Genomic DNA, 24,106 nt, shown 5'->3' on the forward strand with positions numbered 1-24,106 from the left:
AGTTCACCGGAATGGAAATTGAAAAAATCAACATCCTGGTTGAAGGCGTTCGCGTCATCGACTGATGGTAATAGGAGGAAATGAAGAAAGTGGCTACAAATACAATTGATGCCGGCTTACTGGCAAAAATGTTTCTGGCTGGTGCAAAAAATCTGGAAGTAAAGAAAGAGTGGATCAATGAGCTGAACGTGTTCCCGGTACCGGACGGCGACACAGGTACCAATATGACGCTGACGATCATGTCCGCAGTCAAGGAAGTAAATTCGCTCACAGAAGTGAACATGTACAACCTTTCCAAGGCAATCTCTTCCGGTTCTCTGCGCGGTGCCAGAGGTAACTCCGGCGTTATTCTTTCCCAGCTCCTTCGTGGCTTTACCAAGAAGATCCGCGACTATGAAGAGCTGAATGCAGAGATTCTTGCAGAGGCAATGGAAAAAGCAGTCGAGACTGCATACAAAGCCGTTATGAAGCCAAAAGAAGGTACCATCCTGACCGTGGCAAAGGGAGCAGCAGAGAAAGCAGCAGAGCTTGCACCGGAAAGCGAAGATCTGAACGCATTCATCGAGGACGTTCTCGCGCATGCAGAGTACGTGCTCTCCCAGACACCAGAGATGCTGCCGGTATTAAAAGAGGCAGGCGTTGTGGATTCCGGCGGACAGGGTCTCTTAACCGTACTGCAGGGCGCATATGACGCGTTCCTCGGAAAAGAGATCGATCTGAATTTCGAGATGCCGGAAGCAAAGACAGAATTTGTCAGACCGTCCAAAGAGACAGAAAAAGAAATCAAATTCGGCTACTGCACCGAGTTTATCATTATGCTGGAAAACCCGCTTCCGGATGAAGAGGTTTATGCATTCAAAGATTTCCTGAACGGAATCGGAGATTCGATCGTTCTTGTTGCAGACGACGAGCTGGTTAAGGTACACGTACATACCAACGATCCTGGAAAAGCAATTTCCAAGGCGCTGACGTACGGACAGCTGACCAGAATGAAGATCGACAACATGCGTGAGGAGCATCAGGAGCGCCTGATCAAGAACGCAGAAAAGATCGCAGCACAGCAGGAAGAGGAAGATAAGAAGAGAAAAGAAGCAGCAAAACAGCCGCCGAAGGAGAACGGATTCATCGCCGTATCCATCGGAGAGGGAATCAAAGAGATCTTCCAGGGACTCGGTGTTGATTACCTGATCGAGGGCGGTCAGACCATGAACCCGAGCACCGAGGATATGCTGACTGCAATTGAGAAGGTCAATGCAAAGAATATCTTTATTCTGCCGAATAACAAAAACATCATCCTCGCAGCAAATCAGGCAAAAGCCATGACCGAGGACAAAAATATCATCGTTGTTCCGACCAAAACCGTTCCGCAGGGCATCACAGCCATGATCAGCTATGTGCCGGAGAAATCTGCAGAAGAGAACGAGGAGGCCATGACAGAGGGCATCCAGATGGTAAAAACCGGTCAGGTAACGTACGCGGTACGTGATACCCACATCGATGAGAAAGAGATCCATCAAGGCGACATCATGGGACTTGGCGATCACGGACTTCTCGCTGTCGGACAGGATATTCTTGCCGTTGCAGAAGAAACCATCCGCGCCATGGTCGATGAGGACAGCGAGCTGATCAGCATCTACTACGGTGAAGATATGAGTGAGGAAGATGCCGAAAGCCTTGGCGAAAAGATTGAGCAGGCATATCCGGACTGCGATGTGGAAGTAAACTATGGCGGACAGCCGATTTACTACTGTGTCGTTTCGGTTGAATAAGAGTAAGGAAAGAAAAATATGAATACGGAATCCCTGACAACACTGAAGGGGATCGGTGAAAAAACGGAGAAGCTGTTTGCAAAAGTAGGAATCTACAATTTGCAGCAGCTTCTGCATTATTATCCAAGAGATTATGACTGCTATGCAGAGCCGGTTCCCCTTCGCGAATGCAGACAAGAGGAAAAGAATGCGGTATACGGAAGAATTGTCCACAGTCCGTCGGTAAAAGGAAACCAGAGAAAGAGCGTCGTTGTCCTGGAACTCTACGAGGAGCCGGTGCGGCTGCAGCTTACCTGGTTTAATATGCCGTTTCTGCGGAGCACGCTGAAGAAAGGCAGTGTTTTTATCTTCCGCGGAAAGATACAGGAAAAATCAGGCCGTCTCGTGATGGAACAGCCGGAAATCTTCACTCCTGCCGCATACCATGAGCTTCTGGCAAGTCTTCAGCCGGTTTATGGGCTGACAGCCGGTCTCACGAACAAGATGGTGAGCAAGGCCGTCGCACAGGTGCTGGAACGATGCGCACCTGCGCAGGACTATCTGCCGGAGAAAATCCGTGCCCGGTATGAACTCTGTGAAATCAATTATGCCCTCCATGAGGTTCATTTTCCAAAAGACCAGGAGCATCTGGCAACGGCGCGGCGCAGAATTGTGTTCGAAGAGTTTTTTCTCTTCATCCTGTCCCTGCGGCAGTTAAAAGAGCAGACGGAGGGAATTACCAATGCGTTCCCGATCCGCGCCGTCTGGAAGACGGAGGAAGTCATCGAAAATATGCCGTACCGTCTCACGAATGCACAGATGCGCGTGTGGGGCGAACTGGAGCGGGATTTAAAAGGCCATACCCGCATGGCGCGGCTGGTACAGGGGGATGTCGGAAGCGGAAAGACGATTCTGGCATTTCTTGCAATGATTATGACAGCCGAGAACGGCTACCAGTCGGCGCTGATGGTTCCGACGGAGGTTCTGGCGCGGCAGCACTATGAATCGCTCTGCACACTGCTGAAAGAAAACAATCTGACGGAATACAATCCCCACCTTCTGACTGGATCCACGAAAGCAAAAGAACGCCGGGAAATCTATGCCAGTCTGGAAGACGGAAGCTGCAAAATGGTGATCGGCACACATGCGCTGATCCAGGAAAAGGTACAGTACAAAAATCTGGCGCTTGTCATCACAGACGAACAGCACCGCTTCGGTGTCCGGCAGAGAACGGCACTTGCCGAAAAAGGGGAACCGCCGAATGTTCTCGTCATGAGTGCAACGCCGATTCCAAGAACCCTGGCTATCATTCTGTACGGAGATCTTTCGATTTCTGTGATTGATGAACTTCCGGCGAAGCGTCTGCCGATCAAAAACTGTGTGGTGGATACGTCTTACCGTCCAAAAGCTTACCGCTTTATCACGCGTCAGGTCGAACTGGGCCGTCAGGCGTATGTGATCTGCCCGATGGTGGAGGAAAGCGAGGGTCTGGAAGCGGAAAACGTCACCGACTATACACAGATCCTGAAAAAAGAGCTGCCGGGCATCACAGTAGAGATGCTGCACGGGCAGATGAAGGCGGCGCAGAAAAACGAGATCATGGAGCGGTTCGCCAGCGGAGAAATCCAGGTACTCGTCTCGACGACAGTCGTGGAGGTCGGCGTCAATGTGCCGAATGCGACGGTGATGATGGTGGAAAATGCCGAACGGTTCGGCCTTGCACAGCTCCATCAGCTCCGCGGACGTGTCGGAAGAGGAGAGCATCAGTCCTACTGTATTTTCATCCGCGGAAACAAAGATCAGGAGACTGCCAAACGTCTGGAAATCTTGAATCATTCGAACGACGGGTTTTATATTGCTTCGGAAGATTTGAAACTGCGCGGCAGCGGCGATCTGCTGGGAACGCGCCAGAGCGGGGATATGGAATTCCAGATGGCAGATATTTTCCGGGATGCCGATATCCTGCAGAAAGCGAGTGAGGCGGCCTCAGAACTGCTTGCCGACGATCCTTATTTTGAAAAACCGGAGCATGAACTGCTGAAAAAGGTAATGAAATCGTATCTTGATCTGGAAAACCACGACATTGGATTGTGAAAAATTACAAAAAAATCCGGTTTTAAAATGCAAAATTAGATAAAAATAACGGCCTGATTGGATAGTGTGGAAAATGACGGTACAATTTCGTGGAAAATTCGTGCGAAATCAGATATTACTTGAAATGACAAAAAAATTCATGTATCATAAACAAGGAATCAAAAAATGTGCGGACCGTGGGTGTCAAGCGTTCGCCTGAATGATAGTTTGCAGGACGGCTTTTCCAAAACATACAGGGCCGGTCCAAATGGGAGGAAACAGATATGGTAAAGAAAAAACCAGCTGCCCAGGCTAAGACAGCAGAGAACGAGACAGTAAAAGTAGAGACCAAAGCAGCAGAAAAAACAACCGCAGCAGAGAAAGAAGCTGTAAAAGAAGTTGTAAAGGAAACTGCAGCAGCAGTGGAAGCACCTGCAAAAGCAGAAGAAAAACCGGCAGCAAAAGCTGCAAAAACAACCCGCACAACAGCAAAGAAAACAACGACCAAGAAAGCGGCTGCACCGAAAAAACCAGCAGCAGCGAAAAAGCCGGCAGAGAAAAAAGCACCTGCAAAAGCAGCAAAGAAAGAAGCGGAGCAGGAGATGATTCTGCAGTTCGGCGGAAGAGAAATCAAGGAGAAAGATCTGTACGAGAGAATCCAGCAGATCTGGACCGAAGGATATGGCAAGAAAGCAGAGGAATTAAAGAGCCTGAAGGTTTATGTGAAACCGGAGGAATTTACTGCTTACTACGTAATCAATGATGATGTAACCGGAAGCATTGATCTGTAAGTATTATGTACCAGCTCTGCGGGAGCAAGAAAAAAGCGTGAGCTTTTCCGAAAAGAAAAGAGCTCACGCTTTTTGATGCCTGTTCCGGCATCAGGATGTTATACCGGGATGATTAGTACTGGCCAGAAGAACCGCCGGACATCTGGCGTTCCTGCTGCTCAATCATCTTTTTGACCATATAACCTCCGACAGAACCATTCTGTTTGGAAGTCAGGTTACCGTTGTAGCCATCACTGAGCGGCACGCCGAGTTCGCTTGCCACCTCAAATTTGAATTTGTCCAGAGCGCCTTTTGCTTCTGGTACTGCTGCGGTATTCGATGAACGATTCGCCATGTTCATTCCCTCCTTTATCTTTGTGCTTGTTAAAAGCTGCTGTGAAGCAGATCCGGATGCGTTTTCATCTGTTCTGCTACGGTCATAGTATGTGGAAAGAAAATAAAAATAAACTTCCAGATTCTGTATTTTTTCCGGAAAAGCGGAGAAAGTAAAAGAAGAAGGAAAAATGGAACGGCAGAAAAAGATATAAAAACTGTGTAAAAAATTCACAAAAAGAATTGCGTATTAAAAATAAATTTGTTATAATTGCTGTACATGGTAGTAAAAACAGGAGAAGGGGCGGTTTGCAGTAATGAATATTGGAATCATAGCACACAACAGCAAGAAGAGTCTGATCGAGGATTTCTGTATTGCATACAAGGGAATCCTCATGAAACATGAGGTGTACGCCACCGGAACAACCGGACGGCGGATTGAAGAGGTGACGAATCTTCATGTACACAAGTTTCTGCCTGGAAGCGTAGGCGGAGACAAACAGTTTACCGAGATGATTGAACGCGGCGATATGGATATGGTAATTTTCTTTTACAATCCGACGATGATCAATCCGAAAGAGCCGGATGTCTACAAAATTATCCGTACCTGCGACCAGTACAATATCCCGATTGCAACAAATATCGGAACTGCGGAGTCTCTGATTTTGGGACTTGCAAGAGGAGATCTGGACTGGAGAGAGCAGTTGAAAGCCGACTGATCCATCAAACAAAAACAGTAAGGACGAAAATAAGACCAACATGAGAGTAATAGCAGGAAAATGCCGGAGTCTTCCATTAAAGACGGTTCCCGGCAGACAGACCCGGCCGACGACGGACCGGATCAAAGAAACCTTATTTAATATGCTTCAGCCGTATCTGCCGGATGCGCGCTTTCTCGATCTGTTCGCCGGAAGCGGGGCGATCGGAATCGAGGCCTTGAGCCGCGGCGCCGAGCGCGCGTGGTTCGTAGAGCAGAACAAAGCAGCAGCAGACTGTATCCGGCAGAATTTAAAATTTACGAAGCTGGAACAGCAGGCAGTGCTCCTGCCCATGGAAGCGCATGCAGCTCTGCAGTCGCTTCAGGGACAGGAGCCTTTTGACTGCATTTTTATGGACCCGCCATACGATAAGGGACTGGAAAAGGACGTGCTGTATGCGTTCCGCGACGCCTCTTTTATCGGTGAGGATACCTTAATTGTTGTAGAAGCATCGCTGAATACTGATTTCGACTGGGCGGAGGATGCCGGATACGAAATTCTGAAGAAAAAAATCTATAAGACAAATGTCCATGTATTCCTTACCCCGAAAAGCAAACACGAAGGAGTAAAAGAATCATGAAGACAGCCGTATACCCGGGAACTTTTGACCCTGTAACGTATGGTCATCTGGATGTCATTCTGCGTGCATCCAAGCTTTTTGACCGCGTAATCGTGGGAGTTTTACATAATTCCTCAAAATCTCCGTTGTTTTCTGTGGAAGAACGTGTTAATATACTAAAGAAAGCGACCCAGGACATTCCAAATGTCGAAGTCCGTTCTTTCAGCGGGCTCGCTGTTGATTTTGCGAAGGAATGCCAGGCGCATACGATCGTCCGCGGACTCCGCGCGATCACAGACTTTGAATATGAACTGCAGATGGCACAGACGAACCGCGTTCTGGAACCGGAAGTAGATACCACGTTTCTGATTACCTCGCTGGAGTATGCGTACCTCAGCTCCACGGTAGTAAAAGAAGTAGCTGCTTTTGGCGGCGACATTCACAAATTTGTTCCGGATTTTGTGGAAAAAGAAATCCGCGCAAAGTATGCCGCCCGAAATTCAGAAGGAATGCCGCAGGATAAAAGATAAGGAGAATTAAAATGAGCAGCAGAATTGAACAGATCATCGAAGAAATTGAGGAGTATGTGGAGAGCTGTAAATATCAGCCTCTGTCTACCACCAAAATTGTTGTAAATAAAGAAGAATTAGAAGAGCTTCTCCGTGAGCTCCGTCTGAAAACACCGGATGAGATCAAACGGTACCAGAAGATCATCAGCAACAAAGATGCGATTCTGGCAGATGCACAGAACAAGGCAGATGCCATCATTGCAGAGGCACAGGCAAAGGCAAGAGAGATGGTAGAGCAGAGTGAAGTGATGCAGACAGCATACGCACAGGCAAATGAGACCGTCAACAATGCAAACCAGCAGGCACAGGAAATCCTGGACGCTGCAACCAACGATGCCAACAGCATCCGTCTCGGTGCCATCGGATATACCGATGATATGCTTGCCAGCTTAAGCAATATTATGACGACTGCATTAAACGATGCAGGAGAGAAATACAACAGCTTTGTAGAATCCCTGACAAGCTGCTACAATACCGTTGTTCAGAACAGAAATGAGCTCTCCCCGCAGGGGGCTCCGGAAGAAGAGCAGCCAGAGGAAGAAGTTGTCGTACCGGAATATGATCCGGCATCAGAAGAGGAAAGCGAAGAGGAATAAACCAAGCGTTCCTGCGAAAGCAGCACAGCAGAGCTTCCCGGCAAGATAAGGCCAGAGGGGCAGACCGCTGTTATGGATCATACAGTTTGTCTGGGCAGCGACAGAGAGACCGCCGAAGGCGGCGCAGGTAAGGACAGCAGAGACTTTTCCGGCGTAAGGAAGAGAGGACGCGGCAAGCTGTGCGATTCCCGTCGTGATTTCCAGCACGCCGCAGAGCAGGGGCGAGGCGGAACCAAACGGATGCAGATCCATCAGAAGTCCGGACAGAATGGAAAACAGGATGATGTATCCGCCAAGCTGTGTAATGATTTCAAATCCGTTCATGATAGAGGTGTCCAGCAGGTTTCCTTTGGAAGTCTGTTTTGACATCTCTTTTTTTTCCACGGAATGTGTCCGATGGGCGGTGTGTCGGTGCAGGCGGAAGCGGCGGAAAACAAGCCGGAACAGAAAACCAGTCAGAAAATTGGAACCGTAGAGCACGCCGAAGACGAACCCGGGATGGATCTGTCCGGAAAACGCAGTTAAGATAACATAGGAAGACAGAAAAGCAGGACTTGGACTGCTGCAGAAGGTTAAAAGATAGCACGCTTCGTTCCGGTCAATTTCTTCTGCCTCATAGAGCTGGGCAGTGATGCGCGCTCCCATGGGAAAACCGCAGAAAAGACCGAGAAAAAGTGCATAAAACCCAGCCGGGGAAAGACCGAAAACCGTTTGAAAAAAAACTTCTGCACGGGCAGGGATCCGCCGCGCGGCTCCTGTTTCCAGAAGAAGAGATGTCAGAATCAGAAACGGCAGAAGTGACGGAAGAATGGTATGAAACCAGAGATTGACACCCTCGCAGGCATAGAAAAAAGTCCGCGCGGGAAAGATAAGAAGACAGAAAAAAAGAAGCAGGGAAGAGAGAAATAAAAGTGATTTTTTCATGACGTTCGAACCTCCTCCCGCTTTCTAAAATAGAGTATGACGAAGCTTTGAAAAAAAGAAGATGGGAGAAGAAAAAAATGAGCGTATTAGCAGGATTAAAACCGGAACGGGTATTTTATTATTTTGAAGAGCTCTGCCGCATTCCGCACGGCTCCGGAAACACAAAAGAAGTGAGCGACTATCTGGTTCAGTTTGCAAGGGACCATGAATTATCCTGGTATCAGGATGCATCCAACAACGTGATTATCCGCCGTCCGGCATCGAAGGGATGTGAATTGGCTCCGACTGTGATTCTGCAGGGCCACTGTGATATGGTCTGCGAGAAGAAGCCGGGCAGCAGCCACGATTTTACGAAGGACGGCCTTGAGCTTCACATCGACGGCGATGAGATTTATGCCAGGGACACGACGCTTGGCGGAGACGACGGAATTGCCGTTGCCTATATGCTGGCTGTGCTGGAATCGGATAATCTGCAGCTTCCGGCCATCGAGGCGCTGATTACGACGGATGAAGAGATCGGACTGCTCGGCGCAGCAGCATTAAACGGGAATGAATTAAAGGGAAGAACATTGTTAAATATGGATTCTGAAGAGGAAGGCATTCTCACCGTATCGTGCGCAGGCGGTATGACGGCCATGATGGATCTGCCGGTGCGCAGAAACGAAGTGATGGGTGAGCAGATGGAAGTAACGATTTCCGGTCTTGCCGGCGGCCATTCCGGTACGGAAATCCACAAAAACCATGCCAACTCCAACATTCTGGCGGGCCGTTTCCTGTACGAACTGGCAGGAAAGATGGATTATGCCCTGATCGAGCTGGAGGGCGGCTTAAAAGACAACGCGATTCCGCGGACAACCCGCATGCTTCTTGCCATCGACGGCGGAGAGAAAGAGATCTTAAAAGAGGAAGCAGCACGCTTCACCGAAAACCTCCGCAGAGAGTACAGCGGAACAGATGACGGTATTACTGTTACGGTAGAGAAAACAGGCGAGGGCGCTGCACCGGCACTTCATCCGGTCAGCCTGCAGAAAACCGTCTTTTTCCTGATGAACCTTCCGAACGGTGTACAGAAAATGAGCGGCCAGATCCCGGGACTGGTGGAGACATCCCTGAATCTCGGCATTCTGAAAATGGAGCCGGATCATCTGCATGCGTGTGCGAGCGTGCGGAGCTCCGTGGGAAGTGCCAAAGAAGCACTTTCCGACAAGCTGGAGTATCTGATCGGTTTCCTGGGCGGTGAGTTCCATGTAGAGGGCGCATACCCGGCATGGGAGTACAAAGAGGATTCTGCCCTCCGCGATCTGATGGTGGCAGAATATGAAGCCATGTATGGACAGAAACCGGCAGTGGAAGCGATTCATGCCGGACTGGAATGCGGTCTGTTTTACGAAAAGCTTTCCGGTCTTGACTGTGTATCTTTCGGCCCAAACATGAAAGCAATCCACACGACCGAGGAGCGGCTTTCAATTTCCTCCGTGGAGAGAACATATCAGTACCTGTGCCGCGTTCTGGAGCAGCTTTCGAAACGGCAGGCATAAAAAACTGCCCGTGTCTATTTCAAAAAAGTTTCTGAAAAACAGTCATAAAACAGAAAAGACAGGCATAAAGTAACAGGGTGGGGATTGAATTTCCAAAGCGTTTACCATCCGATAAGAAAAATGGCTGAAAGCAGGAGCAAAAAAGGAGATTAGGGGACATGGATATACTGTTATGGCATGAGATTCTGGAACCATACGAGCTGGCTGTTAAGGAATTACAGGTGAAATTCCGGCATCTGATCAAGGAGCACCATGGAAAAGGGCTGTACTCGCCGATCGAGAGCGTGAGCGGCCGTGTGAAGAGTGTTTCCAGCATTCTGGAAAAAATGCAGAGAAAGGGCATTGCGCCCGAAGAGATGGAGGAGCAGGTGGAGGATATCGCTGGCATCCGCATCATCTGCCAGTTCGTTGAAGATATCGAAAAGGTTGCCGACCTGATTCAGAAGCGGTCGGATATTGAGATTAAGAGCGAGAAAGACTATATCCGCAACATGAAGGACAGCGGCTACCGGAGCTATCACCTCATTGTTTACTATACTGTGGAGACGATGAACGGGCCGAAGCGCATCCAGGTGGAAATCCAGATCCGCACGATGGCGATGGATTTCTGGGCGACGATTGAGCACTCGCTGCAGTACAAATATAAGGCAAACATTCCGGATCACATCCGGGAGCGCTTAAGCGCAGCTGCAAAGGCGATCATTGTGCTGGATAATGAGATGTCCTCTGTGCGGAGTGAGATTATGGACGCACAGAATTCATCCCAGATGCAGCGGAATCTGATCACGGATATCCTGAACAATATCGAGAATCTTTATAAAGTGACGAACAAACGCGAAGTAGAAAAAATTCAGGATGAGTTTTATCACATCTATGCGCAGAACGATCTGCAGGAGTTAAAACGGTTCCACAAAGAGCTGGATCTGATTGCAGAGGGATACCGCGCACAGGCAATTACAGACGAACTTTAGAACAAAAGGGGATAAACGGATATGATCACACTGCCGGAAGCCTTTGAGCAGGAGATGAAACAGCTGCTCGGTGAGGAAGAATACGAAGCATACCGCAAGACATTTGACGAGGCGGTACATAGAGGACTGCGGGTAAACAACGAAAAAATTTCGACAGAAGAGTTTCTTGGGCGGACAGATATTCCGCTTAAGAAGGTTCCGTGGATCCCCAATGGATTTTATTACGATGAAGAGAGGTGCAATCCGGCAAAGGATGCCGATTACTATGCGGGCCTGTATTATCTGCAGGAGCCGAGTGCGATGACACCGGCATCCCGCCTTCCAATTGAGCCGGATGACCGTGTGCTCGATCTCTGTGCGGCACCGGGCGGAAAGGCAACGGAGCTGGGAAGCCGGATCAGTGAGGGCGGCATGCTGCTGGCAAACGATATCAGCAATTCGCGGGCGAAAGCGCTGCTGCGCAACCTGGAAATCCAGGGAGTGGGACGTCTTCTCGTGACGAGCGAGGATCCGGAAAAATTAGTAACCTTGTATCCGGCCTTTTTTGACAAGATCCTTCTTGACGCGCCGTGCTCTGGGGAGGGCATGTTCCGAAAAGAGAGCTCAATGCTGCGCTACTACAGTGAAAATGGGCCGGAGCATTATGTGCCGATCCAGAAAAAACTGATCGAGCAGGCGTATCAGATGCTTGCAGAGGGCGGAGAGCTGCTGTACTCTACCTGTACGTTTTCTGTAAAGGAAAACGAAGAGGTCATCGCAGGGCTGCTGGATGCGCATCCGGATATGGAAGTGCAGGAAATTACCCCGGGTTACGAAGGGTTTGCGCCGGGAGTATCCGTGAATGGCCGCGATCTTTCCCGGTGCGTTCATATTTTCCCGCAGCGGATGGAGGGAGAAGGCCATTTCGTGGCGCTCCTGAAAAAGCAGGGAGAGAGCCGGAAACGGCAGCCGTCCCGTCTTTTGGAAACGACAAAGAAGCTGCCGAAAGAGGCGGAAGAGTTTCTTGCTGGCGTGCGCATGGACTGGAAGAATGGTTCGTTTGCCCTTGTGAAAGATCAGCTCTATTTTCTGCCGGAAGGTGTCTGTGCGGCAAAGGGTCTGCGCTATCTGCGGACCGGACTTTCGCTTGGCACCGTAAAGAAAAACCGCTTCGAGCCGTCCCAGGCGCTGGCGGCGTATCTGAAAAAAGAAGAATACGTTTCGTGTCTGACCATTCCCAAGGGAGATGACCGTGTCATGCGCTACTTAAAGGGTGAGACACTCTCGTTTTCCGAGGAAGAGTGTCAGGGGAAAAAGGGCTGGGTGCTTGTGTGCCTGGATGAATTTCCGCTCGGCTGGGGAAAAATAAACAACGGAACGTTAAAGAATAAATATTATGCAGGATGGCGGATGGTATGAGTAAATTACGACTCGATAAATATCTGGCGGACATGGGTGTGGGAACACGCCAGGAAGTAAAGGCCCTGATCCGGAAGGGACGGGTGGCCGTAGACGGAATTACAGCAAAAGCCCCGGAACTGAAAGTCGACCCGGATGAAGCGCAGGTGACTGTGGACGGAAACAGCATTTCCTATGTGAAAATGGAATACTGGATGCTCCACAAACCGGCTGGTGTCGTCTCTGCAACGGAAGACCGCCGCGACCGGACCGTGCTCGACTTGTTAAGTGATGCGGCAAGAAAAGACCTCTTTCCGGTCGGACGGCTCGACAAGGATACCGAAGGACTGCTGCTGATCACGAACGACGGAGCCCTTTCCCACCGGCTGCTCTCCCCGAAATCGCATGTCTCAAAAGTGTATGAGGCTGTGATCGACGGAAAAGTGACAGAAGAAGACCGGCAGGCATTTGCCAAAGGACTCGATATCGGAGACGACAAGCCGACGCTCCCGGCGGAACTTACGATTCTGGAAACGACAGAAAAAGAGCCGGGCATCTTTGAAAGCCGGATCCGCATTACCATCTGTGAGGGCCGCTTCCACCAGATTAAGCGCATGTTTGAGAAGGTCGGAAAAACGGTCATCTATTTGAAACGGCTGTCGATGGGGAGCCTGGAACTTGATCCGGGTCTGCCAAAGGGCAGTGCCCGTCTCCTGACGCAGGAAGAAAAAGCGGCGCTTGGCATAGCGGACGCCGAAACACAGAAAGGAAAGTAAAGCATGCCTTTTTTAACAATTACAAGAGAAGAGATGAAGGAACGGGGAATCGAACAGTTTGACTTTGTCTATGTCATCGGAGATGCCTACGTGGACCATTCCTCGTTCGGCCCGGCGATCATCAGCCGCGTACTTGAGGCGAACGGCTATTCCGTCGGCATCATCTCCCAGCCGGACTGGAAGGACGAGAACAGCATTTCGATTTTCGGTGAACCGCGTCTTGGCTTTCTTGTCTCCTCCGGAAATATGGATTCCATGGTCAATCATTATACTGTGGCGAAAAAGCACCGAAAAGTCGATGCTTTTACACCGGGCGGCGTGATGGGAAAACGGCCGGACCGCGCGGTTACCGTGTACGGCAATCTGATCCGGAGAACGTATAAACATACACCGATGATCCTCGGCGGCATCGAGGCATCGCTCCGCCGTCTGGCACATTACGATTACTGGTCCGACCAGGTACGCCGCTCCGTTCTTCTCGATTCGGGTGCGGATCTGATTTCGTACGGAATGGGAGAACTTTCGATCGTAGCGATTGCTGATGCCCTTGCTGCAGGAATCGATGTTCATGATATCACTTTTATTCCGGGCACCGTTTACCGGAGCAAAACGCTGGATCACCTGATCGATCCGGTAGTGCTGCCGTCGTTTGAGGAGGTGCGGGAGAGCAAGCGCACGTATGCTGAAAGCTTTGCAATCCAGTATAAAAATACTGATGCCATCAATGCGAAGCCGATGGCGGAGCCGTATGAAGGACAGGGTTATATCGTACAGAATCCGCCTTCCCGCCCTTTGACGGAGCAGGAGATGGATGATGTCTATGCCCTTCCGTATATGCGTGCCTACCACCCAAGCTATGAAAAAGACGGCGGCGTGCCGGCGCTTGGGGAAATCAAATACAGCCTGACAAGCAACCGCGGCTGTTTTGGTTCCTGCAGCTTCTGTGCACTGACATTCCATGAGGGACGTGTTGTGCAGACAAGAAGTCACGAATCCATTCTGGCGGAAGCACGGCAGATGGTACAGGAAAAAGAATTTAAAGGCTATATTCACGATGTCGGCGGCCCGACGGCGGATTTCCGCGGTCCGGCATGCAAAAAGCAGCTCACCAAAGGCGCCTGCCCGAACCGGAACTGTCTCTTCCCGGAGCCGTGTAAAAATATGGTGGCGGATCACAGAGATTATGTGAAGCTGCTGCGGGAATTAAAAGACATTCCGGGCGTGAAGAAAGTCTTTATCCGCTCCGGTATCCGTTTTGACTATGTCTTGGCCGATAAAGACCAGACGTTCCTTTCCGAGCTGGTAAAGGATCACGTCAGCGGCCAGCTCCGCGTTGCGCCGGAGCACGTTTCGAACCGTGTGCTCTCCTATATGGGAAAACCGCGCCACGAAGTGTATCAGGAATTCATCCGCCGCTTCGATGTCTGCAATAAAAAGACGGGTAAGCAGCAATACGCACTTCCGTATTTTATGTCGTCCCATCCGGGCTGTGACCTGGAGGATGCGGTGGAGCTTGCCGAGTACATCCGCGATATGGGATTTATCCCGGAGCAGGCACAGGATTTCTATCCGACGCCTTCCACGCTTTCCACCTGTATGTACTATACCGGCCTTGACCCGCGGACGATGGAACCGGTCTACGTGCCGAAATCGCCGCATGAGAAGGCGATGCAGCGTGCGCTGATTCAGTACCGGAATCCGGAGAACTATGAGCTCGTCTGCGAGGCACTGCGCCGGACACACCGGGAGGATCTGATCGGATTCGGACCGAAATGTCTCGTACGGCCGAGAAAGATGGCCGGGGAGGCAGGAAAGCCGTCAAGAGGAAAAGGTTTCAGCGGAAAAGGCTTTGGCCAGAAGACGGCGAATGACCGTTCCGGACAGGGAAAAGCCAAAACAGGCGGACGGCCGAAAAAGACGCTCCGCAACGTGCACAAAAAGAAATAAACACGCAGAAGATGAGCGGGGATCTTATCGAAGAAGGGAAATGACAGAAGAATGAAGATCAGAAAAGGGGATTACGGCTATATCCGCCGGGAAAAGAAAAAAAGACTGCTTGTGACACTGGGACTGTTCGTCCTTCCGGCCATCGTTTTTATTGTCGGACTTGTGCTTGCAGACGGAAACAAGAGCAACATTTTTACGGTTGTCGCCGTAGTAGGCTGTCTGCCGGGCTGCCGCGCCGCCGTCGGTTTTATCATGATGGTTATGCAAAAGCCAGTGGACAAAGCAGTGTACGATGCCATTGAGGCAAAAAAAGGAAAACTGCTGATGGGATATGAAATGTATGTCACACAGGAAAAATCGAGTCTGATGATCGAAGCAGCGGCGTTCTGCGGTGAGGAGATCGCCTGCTACACCTCGCGCGCCAAAGACCAGAAGCAGATCGAGGACTGCACTACGTATCTGAACAAGATCATCCGTGCCAACGGCTACAAATGCCATGTGAAGATTTTTGACCGGGAAAAAGCGTTTCTGGAGCGCCTCGATTCCCTGAACCGCAACTACGATGAGCTGGAAAAGAGCGCCAGTGAAAACTTCAAACCGGATGAACGGTACCCGGATCTGTCCCGCACGGAACTGGTGAAACACACGATGCTGGCGCTGGCACTGTAGGAGACCATTGCTATGAGAGAACTGACCGTGACAGAAAAAGACTGCGCGCAGCAGCTCATCAAATATCTGTCCAAATATATGGAGGAGGCGCCAAAGAGCTTCTTCTATAAAATGCTGCGAAAGAAAAACATTGTGCTGAACCAGAAAAAGGCGGACGGCAGTGAAAAGCTGAAAACAGGCGATACGATCCGGCTGTATCTGGCGGAAGAGACCATCGAAAAATTTCGGAAAACACCGGAAAAACCGGCGGCTGGAAAACCGGTAAAGTATCCGAAGCTGGATATCGTCTATGAAGACGAAAAAGTAATTTTCCTGAACAAGCCGGCAGGTGTCCTCTCACAGAAGGCGAAAGAGACGGATGTGAGCCTTACCGAAGCGCTCGGCGCCTATCTTTCGGGAAAAAATGCCGGGGAGGAGACCATGTTCCGCGCCGGACTCTGCAATCGTCTGGACCGGAACACCAGCGGTCTGATTCTTGCCGGAAAAACCGTTGCGGCGACGCAGCAGCTTTCAGAACTGATCGCAGAGCGGGCCGTTGGAAAATACTATCTGACGGTTGTAAAAGGAACCGTGACAGAGACAGAGCGGATTCGCGGATACCTCACAAAAAATGAGAGGACAAACCGTGTTTCGATTCAGAGAGAGCAGCAGGGAGATGCTGTTTACATAGAAACCGCATACCGGCCGCTCTGTGCCGGAAGAGGCTGTACGCTGCTGGAGGTTGAGCTGGTGACCGGAAAGAGCCATCAGATCCGCAGCCATCTCGCGGGCATCGGTCATCCGCTTGCGGGAGATACGAAATACGGGGATGCGGAGTTTAACCGCCGCTTCCGGGAAAAATACGGACTGAAATACCAGCTTCTCCATTCGTGGAAGGCGGTATTTCCAGAGCTTACGGGCACCTTATCGGATCTGTCCGGAAAAACCTTTACAGCGCCCCTGCCATCATCCGTGCGCCGGATTTTGCAGGGAGAACATTTGACGGGAGAAGGATTATGAGCCGAAAAGACAACGAAAAGAAAGAAACAAAACCAAGAAAAACGGAGGAGACGAGCATCGGACGGGAAATCTGGGAATATGTAAAAATGATCGTCATTGTCGTGGCAGTCGTCGTTTTTGTGGAGCAGGTCATTGTCATCAACGCAAGAATCCCGTCTCCTTCCATGGAAAACACGATTATGACCGGAGACCAGATCTTCGGTAACCGCCTTGCTTATGTAAAGAGCGATCCGCAGCGGTATGACATCGTTATTTTCTATTATCCGGACGACGAGAAGCAGAAGTTTATCAAGCGCGTCATCGGACTGCCGGGAGAGACGGTTACGATCCGCGGCGGAAAGGTGTATATCAACGATTCTACCGAGCCGCTGCGCGATGATTTCTGCCCGGAAACACCGGTCGGCGATTTCGGACCGTATGAGGTGCCGGAGGGCTGCTACTTTATGCTCGGCGACAACCGGAACGTATCAAAGGATTCCCGCTACTGGCTGAATCCGTACGTAGAGAAAGACAAGATCATCGGCAAGGCCTTTCTGCGCTACTGGCCGCTGAGCAAGATTTCTCTGATTGAATAAGAAAAGAACAAAAAAAGAACGAAGACGAGGACAGGAATTATGGCATGGACATCGAGGGGACTCCGCGGATCAACGCTGGAGGAAATGATCAACCGCACAAACGAGCAGTACCGTGACAAGCATCTGGCACTGATCCAGAAGGTGCCGACGCCGATCACCCCGATCAAAATAGATAAGGAGAGCAGACACATCACGCTGGCTTATTTTGAAAAGAAGAGTACCGTTGATTACATCGGCGCTGTACAGGGCATTCCCGTCTGCTTCGATGCCAAAGAGTGCAAAACGGATTCCTTTCCGCTCGCAAACATCCACGAGCACCAGGTCACGTTTATGAAAGATTTCGAGCAGCAGGGGGGGATTTCCTTCCTGCTGCTGTATTTTACGGAGCGGGACGAATATTATTACCTGCGGTATGAGACGATGAAAACCTTCTGGGACCGTGGACAGAACGGCGGAAAGAAGCATTTTTCCTACACCGAGCTTGAAACGTCATTCTTCCTTCCAAGAACGGGAAGCGGCGTTCTCGTCCCGTACCTGAACGGAATCCAGAAGGATCTGGAGATACGGGATTCGAAAGCGGATTAAAATTTTGGGTTGACAGGGAAAATGTTTTCCTATATACTAACCATAGTTTTAAATTCAGTATGGTAATATGGTAGCGAACTAAAGCGAAAAAGTGAGGACAACAAAACATGGATCGATTAATTCATACCCCGGAAGGCGTCCGGGATGTCTACAATCAGGAATGTACGAAAAAATTATACCTGGAGAATCAGATTGAGCAGGTATTTCATGCGTTTGGATATCAGGATATTGAAACACCGACGTTCGAGTTTTTTGATGTATTCGGAAGAGAAGTGGGAACAACACCGTCCCGCGAGCTCTACAAATTCTTTGACCGCGATGGCAACACCCTCGTGCTCCGCCCGGACTTTACCCCGTCGATTGCACGCGCAGCCTCCATGTATTTCATGGAAGAGACGATGCCGATCCGCCTTTGCTACAGAGGAAGCAGCTTCGTCAACAGCAGCAGCTATCAGGGCCGCTTAAAAGAGTCCACCCAGATGGGCGTCGAGCTCTTAAACGATGATTCCGCAATGGCAGACGCAGAGATCATTGCGATGACCGTAAAAGTTATGCTGGATGCCGGTCTTACCGATTTCCAGATCAGCATCGGCCACGTAGGTTTCTTCCAGGCGCTCGCCGAGGAAGCTGCTCTCTCCGAGGATGTTCTGAACGAATTAAAAGAACTGATTTCCATTAAAAATCATTTTGGCGCCGAGGAGCTGCTGGCAAAACAGAACCTTCGAAGTGATCTGTTTGAAGCACTCCGTGATGTTCCGCAGCTGTTCGGAAATGCAGAGATTCTCGAAAAGGCAAAAGGCCTTACAAGAAATCCGGCGGCAAGAGAGGCACTCGATCGTCTGGCTACGATCTATGAGATCGTTAAAGATTACGGCTATGAAAAATACGTTTTCTTCGATCTCGGCCTTTTAAGCAAATTCCATTACTACACCGGTATTATTTTCCAGGCCTACACCTACGGCACCGGCGAGCCGATCGTAAAAGGCGGCCGCTACGATGCACTGCTGCAGCACTTCGGAAAGAAAGCGCCGGCGATCGGATTCTGTACTGTCATGGAATCTCTGATGAATGCACTGGAGCGCCAGAAAATTTCTCTTCCGATTGCCAATACGAAAACGATGCTGCTCTACCCGGATTTCCTTCAGCCGCTGGCCGTAAAACTTGCCAACGAGCACAGAAGCAAGGGCATGGATGTCGCTCTGGTCTGCTTTGCAAGGGACAAGGTTCTTGCAGATTATGAAGAATACGGCAGAAAGAACCAGTTCGGCGGCATTGTCTATATTCAGAAGAGCGATTCGGTGCTTGCCATCGATTTGTCGACAGGAGAAGTACAGCCGGTGGAGCTGTAGGAGAGGAAGGGTACGAAAAAGATGAGATATTTGACCATTGCACTGACAAAAGGACGCCTGGCGTACCAGACGCTGGAGCTGCTGGAAAAAGTCGGCATCACCTGCGATGAAATGAAAAATAAAGATACGAGAAAGCTGATTTTCACGGACGAAGAGCATAAGCTCCGTTTCTTCCTCGCCAAAGGTCCGGATGTGCCGACCTATGTGGAGTACGGCGCAGCGGATATCGGAATCGTCGGAAAGGACACGATTCTGGAGGAAGGAAGACGCCTCTACGAGGTATTGGACCTTGGCTACGGCAAGTGCCGCATGTGTGTCTGCGGACCGGAATCCGCGCGTGAGCTGCTGCAGCACAACCAGCAGATCCGTGTGGCAACGAAGTATCCGAACATTGCCAAGGATTACTTCTACAATCGTAAGCACCAGACCGTTGAGATGATCAAGCTGAACGGCTCGATCGAGCTGGCACCGATTGTCGGACTTTCCGAAGTGATTGTGGATATTGTAGAGACAGGAAGCACGTTACGGGAAAACGGCCTGACCGTTCTCGAGGAGGTCTGCCCGCTGTCTGCGCGCATGGTTGTCAACCAGGTGAGCATGCGGATGGAAAATGAGAGAATTACCAAATTAATTCAGGATCTGAAAGGAGCACTGGTATGAGAATCGTAAAACTGACAAAAGAGACCACAGAAAATATTCTGGAGAATATGCTGAAACGAAGCCCGACACAGTACGGAACGTACGAGGCTTCCGTGCAGGAGATCATTGAGAATGTAAAAACAAGAAAAGACGCAGCCGTTTTCGAATATACCGAGAAATTCGACCATGCGGTACTCGATGCTTCTACCGTAGAAGTAACACAGGAAGAGATTGATGAAGCGTACAACATCGTAGATCCGGAGCTGATCGGTGTCATCCGCAGATCCATGAAAAATATCCGTGAGTTCCACGAAAAACAGAAACAGAACAGCTGGTTCACCTCCACCGAGAACGGAACGATGCTTGGCCAGAAGCTGACTGCCCTGAACCGTGTCGGCGTATACGTTCCGGGTGGAAAGGCAGCGTATCCGTCCTCCGTTCTGATGAACATTCTTCCGGCAAAAGTGGCAGGAGTCAAAGAAATCTGCATGACAACGCCGTGCGGCAGAGACGGAAAAGTCAACCCGGTTGTCCTTGCGGCAGCAAAAGAAGCCGGTGCGGACCGCGTCTTTAAAATCGGCGGTGCACAGGCAATTGCAGCCCTTGCTTACGGAACCGAGAGCATTCCGAAAGTCGATAAAATCGTAGGACCTGGAAACATCTACGTTGCCCTTGCAAAGAAAGCCGTATACGGAAATGTCAGCATCGACTCCATCGCAGGCCCAAGTGAGATTCTTGTCCTTGCTGATGAGACTGCAAATCCGCGGTTCGTGGCAGCCGACCTCTTAAGCCAGGCTGAGCATGATGAGCTTGCAAGTGCGATCCTCATTACCACCTCCCAGGAACTGGCAGAGAAGGTAAGTGAAGAGGTAGACGGTTTCTTAAAAGTCCTCTCCAGAAGCAACATCATCTCCAAATCACTGGACAACTTCGGCTACATCCTTGTCACCGATTCGCATCAGGAAGCGATCGACACCGTAGATGCCATCGCACCGGAGCACCTCGAGATCGTGACGAAGAACCCGTTTGAGGATATGATGAAGGTACATAACGCCGGTGCTATTTTCCTCGGCGAGAACTCCAGCGAGCCTCTCGGTGACTATTTTGCCGGCCCGAATCATATCCTGCCGACGAACGGAACCGCAAAATTCTTCTCCCCGCTGTCCGTAGACGATTTCGTGAAGAAATCCAGCATCATCTATTATTCCAGAGAAGCCCTTTCCGAGATCCACGAGGATATCGAGAGCTTTGCAAAATCAGAGAGCCTGACGGCACACGCCAATTCGATTGCCGTCCGTTTTGAGGGGGAAGAGTAAGTGGAGAACAGAACAGCCAGCGTAGAACGCGTGACAAAAGAAACAAAGATCCGCATGACATTAAATCTGGATGGAACGGGAAAGAGCGACATCCACACCGGCATCGGCTTTTTTGACCATATGCTCGACGGCTTTGCCCGCCACGGTCTTTTCGACCTTTCCGTTTCTGTAGACGGAGATCTTGATGTAGACGGCCACCACACGATCGAGGACACCGGTATCGTGCTCGGAACTGCAATCCGCGAGGCAGTCGGCGACAAACAGGGCATCCGCCGCTACGGCGACAGAATCCTTCCGATGGACGAGACACTGGTGCTCTCGGCCGTTGACCTCTGCGGCAGACCGTATCTCTCTTTCCAGGCAGAATTTACGCGGGAGAAAGTAGGAGAGATGGAGACCGAGATGGTAAAAGAATTCTTCTACGCCGTTTCCTATGCGGCGCAGATGAATCTGCATATCAAAGTGCTTGACGGCGGAAATAACCACCACATCATCGAGGCGATGTTCAAAGCATTTGCGAAGGCACTCGATGAGGCAACTTCCTTCGATCCGAGAATTGCCGGCGTGCTCTCGACCAAGGGCAGCCTGTAAGAGCAGAAAAAGAGGAGAACAAGAGATGGAACAAGCATTAAAATGTGATTTTACCTGGGCGGATTTTAAGACAAACAGCGACGGCATGGTTCCGGTTGTTGTACAGGATGCGGAAAATGACGAAGTGCTGATGCTCGCCTACATGAATGAGGAAGCATTTGAGACGACACTGCGCCTTGGAAAAATGACGTACTGGAGCAGAAGCCGCAATGAGCTCTGGACGAAGGGACTGACCTCCGGTCATGTGCAGTATGTAAAGCAGCTTCTGATCGACTGCGACAACGATACAATCCTTGCCAAAGTAGAACAGGTCGGCGCAGCGTGCCACACCGGAAACCGCACCTGCTTTTACCGGATCCTGGCAGAATAAAAATTTCTGATGCAGAGCATAAAAAGAGCTCCTGTTTTACAGAATAAAATCTGTGGGACAGGAGCCTTTTTATGCGGTTCTGTATCGTTAAAACGCCATTACAGAAGAAGGTATTTTAAGATAAACAGAACAGCCAGGATGTACATGATCACGCTGATCTTTTTCTCTTTTGCTTTTCCGCTCAGGATCTGGATTGCAACGTAGGAGATAACTCCCATGGCAATACCTTCGGAAATGCTGTAGAAGAACGGCATAGCTCCGATGCAGATGTAGCACGGAATCGCCTCGGAAAGATCGCTGAAATCAATGTTGACTACGTTGGTCAGCATGTAGAAGCCTACCACGATCAGTGCCGGAGCCGTTGCAAAGGACGGGATGGCAAGGAAGATTGGGGAGAGGAACAGAGCGAGGCCGAAGAGGATTGCAGTGGTAACAGCGGTAAGACCGGTACGGCCGCCTTCGGAAACGCCGGAAGCACTCTCAACGAAAGTCGTTGTGGTAGAAGTACCAAGAACAGCACCTGCGCAGGTAGCAACAGCGTCTGCCATCAGCGCGCCCTTGATGCGCGGAAGTTTTCCGCTTTTGTCGAGCATGTTTGCCTTGGAAGATACACCGATCAGAGTTCCGATGGTATCAAACATATCGACAAACAGGAATGCGAACATGATCACAAAGAACTCTCCTGTTTTCAGAATGGAGAAATCCAGTTTTCCGAAAATCGGGGCAAGGCTTGGAATGGAAAGTCCGTTGGAAAAATCCGGGAACAGGCTGTAGAAGCCGTTTGCCGGGTTCGGAACGTAGAGACCGCATGCCTGGCAGATCATGCCGAGGATCCAGGTTGCAAGAATTCCCCAGAGGATGTTTCCTTTTACATTGCGTACGACAAGAACGGCGGTGAGGATAACACCGATGACTGCGAGCAGAACGGTGATTCCGACATCGTTAAACGTTCCTGCCACATACTCTGTTCCGTTTAATGTGGCTGCAGACTGCAGGTTGGCGTTGTAGGAAGACAGGGAATAGAGGCCTGCCACGGTTGAAGAGTTCGGCAGTACAATTTTTGCATTCTGAAGTCCGATGAATGCGATGAACAGACCGATGCCGACGCTGACTGCAGATTTCAGGCTGATCGGAATGGAGTTGAAGATCGCCTCACGGACGTTGGTCAGAGAAAGTACAATAAAGATGATACCTTCTGCAAAAACAGCGGTCAGGGCTGCCTGCCAGCTGTATCCGTAGCCGAGAACAACGGTGTAGGCGAAATAGGCGTTGAGGCCCATTCCTGGTGCCAGAGCGAATGGATAATTGGCGAAAAGTGCCATGAGCAGGGTGCCAAGGAAGGCTGCCAGAGCCGTTGCGGTAAAAACAGCGCCGTGGTCCATGCCGGTTGCGGAAAGGATGTTCGGGTTGACAGCGAGGATGTACGCCATTGTCATGAACGTGGTGACACCGGCGATGATCTCGGTTTTGACCGTCGTTCCATTTTCCCGCAGCTTGAATGTGTTTTCCATCAGCTTGCTAAACTTTTCCATAGTTTTCTCTCCTTTTGATTTTTGTGGGCGGAAATGTCGCCCCATAATATGGAAGCATCCTAAATGTTACAATATTATCAAGTAGAATGCAAGAAAGAAGCGAAAAGAATCTGAAAATTACTGTTCACTCAGCAGTGAAACACTTGCTGTTTCGTTGCGTAAGAACATGATTCAGGTGTGAGCAGCCCTCCTTTTGCGAAGCAAAACTTTAAATGAGGGCTGCGAATGTTACAGTTCACTGGGTACCAGTGAACTGTAACATCTGAAAATTTCTTGTCGAAATTTTTAATTTTTCTATAGACAAATGTCATAATTTCTTTTATGATAAAAAAGGTGTCTTGTAAAATCTGCGTTAAGGAAATGTAAAATATTGAGACCAAAATGCGAAAATACCTTGACAGAGATTTTTTAAAGATATCAGAAAAAGACAAGGAAGAAAAAAGAATATGAGTGTAATAGTGTCTTTGATGGGCGGTCTGGGCTTCTTCTTATATGGAATGAAGCTGATGAGTGAAGGACTGCAGAAGGTTGCCGGATCCAAG

Annotated in this window: 23 protein-coding genes and 1 pseudogene; 21 read left to right on the forward strand and 3 right to left on the reverse strand. The window is 50.0% G+C overall.

Features of this window, described 5'->3' with window-relative positions; translation table 11 throughout:
- Positions 1–89: 89 nt before the first annotated feature.
- The 3 genes from ACY2VW_RS11045 (at position 90) to ACY2VW_RS11055 (ending at position 4,612) form a co-directional block, all read left to right on the forward strand.
- The gene (locus ACY2VW_RS11045) at positions 90–1,769 is read left to right on the forward strand and encodes a DAK2 domain-containing protein (protein WP_461878113.1); all 1,680 of its coding nucleotides are present in this window, start codon (positions 90–92) and stop codon (positions 1,767–1,769) included.
- An 18-nt stretch (positions 1,770–1,787) separates the two neighbouring features.
- On the forward strand, positions 1,788–3,842 hold the full coding sequence (recG, locus tag ACY2VW_RS11050) for an ATP-dependent DNA helicase RecG (RefSeq protein ID WP_461873055.1): 2,055 nt from the start codon (positions 1,788–1,790) through the stop codon (positions 3,840–3,842).
- A gap of 263 nt (positions 3,843–4,105) precedes the next feature.
- Positions 4,106–4,612, forward strand: coding sequence for a DUF6465 family protein (locus tag ACY2VW_RS11055; RefSeq protein WP_461878114.1), 507 nt, complete (start codon positions 4,106–4,108; stop codon positions 4,610–4,612).
- A 112-nt stretch (positions 4,613–4,724) separates the two neighbouring features.
- On the opposite strand, the gene ACY2VW_RS11060 is transcribed toward ACY2VW_RS11055, so the two are convergent.
- Positions 4,725–4,946: an alpha/beta-type small acid-soluble spore protein gene (locus ACY2VW_RS11060; RefSeq protein ID WP_022461891.1), complete on the reverse strand. Its 222-nt coding sequence runs from the start codon at positions 4,944–4,946 to the stop codon at positions 4,725–4,727.
- Positions 4,947–5,241: 295 nt separating this feature from the next.
- Here ACY2VW_RS11060 and ACY2VW_RS11065 point away from each other — a divergent pair, with 295 nt between their 5' ends.
- The 4 genes from ACY2VW_RS11065 to ACY2VW_RS11080 are packed head-to-tail and all read left to right on the forward strand — an operon-like array spanning position 5,242 to position 7,406.
- The gene (locus ACY2VW_RS11065) at positions 5,242–5,643 is read left to right on the forward strand and encodes a methylglyoxal synthase (RefSeq protein ID WP_022461890.1); all 402 of its coding nucleotides are present in this window, start codon (positions 5,242–5,244) and stop codon (positions 5,641–5,643) included.
- Positions 5,644–5,683: 40 nt separating this feature from the next.
- Complete coding sequence (gene rsmD, locus ACY2VW_RS11070; RefSeq protein ID WP_461873052.1) at positions 5,684–6,262, forward strand: 16S rRNA (guanine(966)-N(2))-methyltransferase RsmD; 579 nt, start codon at positions 5,684–5,686, stop codon at positions 6,260–6,262.
- Positions 6,259–6,771: a pantetheine-phosphate adenylyltransferase gene (coaD, locus tag ACY2VW_RS11075; protein WP_055265195.1), complete on the forward strand. Its 513-nt coding sequence runs from the start codon at positions 6,259–6,261 to the stop codon at positions 6,769–6,771. The genes rsmD and coaD overlap by 4 nt, the downstream gene beginning before the upstream one ends.
- A gap of 11 nt (positions 6,772–6,782) precedes the next feature.
- The gene (locus tag ACY2VW_RS11080; RefSeq protein ID WP_461873051.1) at positions 6,783–7,406 is read left to right on the forward strand and encodes an ATPase; all 624 of its coding nucleotides are present in this window, start codon (positions 6,783–6,785) and stop codon (positions 7,404–7,406) included.
- Here ACY2VW_RS11080 and ACY2VW_RS11085 read toward each other — a convergent pair.
- Positions 7,380–8,330 carry a nucleoside recognition domain-containing protein gene (locus tag ACY2VW_RS11085; protein WP_461873050.1) on the reverse strand — a complete coding sequence of 317 codons (951 nt, stop codon included), beginning with the start codon at positions 8,328–8,330 and terminating at the stop codon, positions 7,380–7,382. The genes ACY2VW_RS11080 and ACY2VW_RS11085 overlap by 27 nt on opposite strands.
- Before the next feature lie 77 nt (positions 8,331–8,407).
- Here ACY2VW_RS11085 and ACY2VW_RS11090 point away from each other — a divergent pair, with 77 nt between their 5' ends.
- The 14 genes and pseudogenes from ACY2VW_RS11090 to hisI form a co-directional block, all read left to right on the forward strand.
- Complete coding sequence (locus ACY2VW_RS11090) at positions 8,408–9,868, forward strand: aminoacyl-histidine dipeptidase (protein WP_461878115.1); 1,461 nt, start codon at positions 8,408–8,410, stop codon at positions 9,866–9,868.
- 158 nt (positions 9,869–10,026) lie between these two features.
- Positions 10,027–10,839: a GTP pyrophosphokinase gene (locus ACY2VW_RS11095; protein WP_461878116.1), complete on the forward strand. Its 813-nt coding sequence runs from the start codon at positions 10,027–10,029 to the stop codon at positions 10,837–10,839.
- A 24-nt stretch (positions 10,840–10,863) separates the two neighbouring features.
- Positions 10,864–12,237: an RsmB/NOP family class I SAM-dependent RNA methyltransferase gene (locus tag ACY2VW_RS11100; RefSeq protein ID WP_461878121.1), complete on the forward strand. Its 1,374-nt coding sequence runs from the start codon at positions 10,864–10,866 to the stop codon at positions 12,235–12,237.
- Positions 12,234–12,992, forward strand: a complete 759-nt coding sequence (locus tag ACY2VW_RS11105) for a pseudouridine synthase (RefSeq protein WP_461873048.1) — start codon at positions 12,234–12,236, stop codon at positions 12,990–12,992. The genes ACY2VW_RS11100 and ACY2VW_RS11105 overlap by 4 nt, the downstream gene beginning before the upstream one ends.
- Before the next feature lie 3 nt (positions 12,993–12,995).
- Positions 12,996–14,939 carry a YgiQ family radical SAM protein gene (locus ACY2VW_RS11110; RefSeq protein WP_461878117.1) on the forward strand — a complete coding sequence of 648 codons (1,944 nt, stop codon included), beginning with the start codon at positions 12,996–12,998 and terminating at the stop codon, positions 14,937–14,939.
- Between the two features lie 51 nt (positions 14,940–14,990).
- Positions 14,991–15,608 carry a hypothetical protein gene (locus ACY2VW_RS11115; protein ID WP_461873046.1) on the forward strand — a complete coding sequence of 206 codons (618 nt, stop codon included), beginning with the start codon at positions 14,991–14,993 and terminating at the stop codon, positions 15,606–15,608.
- A gap of 12 nt (positions 15,609–15,620) precedes the next feature.
- Complete coding sequence (locus ACY2VW_RS11120; RefSeq protein WP_461878118.1) at positions 15,621–16,607, forward strand: RluA family pseudouridine synthase; 987 nt, start codon at positions 15,621–15,623, stop codon at positions 16,605–16,607.
- A complete protein-coding gene (lepB, locus tag ACY2VW_RS11125; RefSeq protein WP_461878119.1) occupies positions 16,604–17,182 on the forward strand; it encodes a signal peptidase I in 579 nt (192 codons plus the stop codon). Before ACY2VW_RS11120 ends, lepB begins: the two co-directional genes overlap by 4 nt.
- A gap of 36 nt (positions 17,183–17,218) precedes the next feature.
- Positions 17,219–17,767, forward strand: a complete 549-nt coding sequence (locus tag ACY2VW_RS11130; protein ID WP_461873200.1) for a Holliday junction resolvase RecU — start codon at positions 17,219–17,221, stop codon at positions 17,765–17,767.
- A 107-nt stretch (positions 17,768–17,874) separates the two neighbouring features.
- On the forward strand, positions 17,875–19,116 hold the full coding sequence (gene hisZ / locus ACY2VW_RS11135) for an ATP phosphoribosyltransferase regulatory subunit (RefSeq protein WP_349192953.1): 1,242 nt from the start codon (positions 17,875–17,877) through the stop codon (positions 19,114–19,116).
- Between the two features lie 21 nt (positions 19,117–19,137).
- Entirely contained in the window at positions 19,138–19,776 is a 639-nt protein-coding gene (hisG, locus tag ACY2VW_RS11140; protein WP_022461875.1) for an ATP phosphoribosyltransferase, read from the forward strand.
- A complete protein-coding gene (gene hisD, locus ACY2VW_RS11145) occupies positions 19,773–21,071 on the forward strand; it encodes a histidinol dehydrogenase (protein ID WP_461878120.1) in 1,299 nt (432 codons plus the stop codon). Before hisG ends, hisD begins: the two co-directional genes overlap by 4 nt.
- Positions 21,072–21,662, forward strand: coding sequence for an imidazoleglycerol-phosphate dehydratase HisB (hisB, locus tag ACY2VW_RS11150; protein WP_022461873.1), 591 nt, complete (start codon positions 21,072–21,074; stop codon positions 21,660–21,662).
- Between the two features lie 55 nt (positions 21,663–21,717).
- Positions 21,718–22,032: pseudogene (gene hisI / locus ACY2VW_RS11155) on the forward strand (phosphoribosyl-AMP cyclohydrolase); the annotation flags it as partial.
- A gap of 98 nt (positions 22,033–22,130) precedes the next feature.
- Here hisI and ACY2VW_RS11160 read toward each other — a convergent pair.
- Positions 22,131–23,546, reverse strand: a complete 1,416-nt coding sequence (locus ACY2VW_RS11160; RefSeq protein WP_461878122.1) for an NCS2 family permease — start codon at positions 23,544–23,546, stop codon at positions 22,131–22,133.
- Positions 23,547–24,106 lie beyond the last annotated feature (560 nt).

It is taken from the genome of Fusicatenibacter sp., from assembly GCF_977045365.1.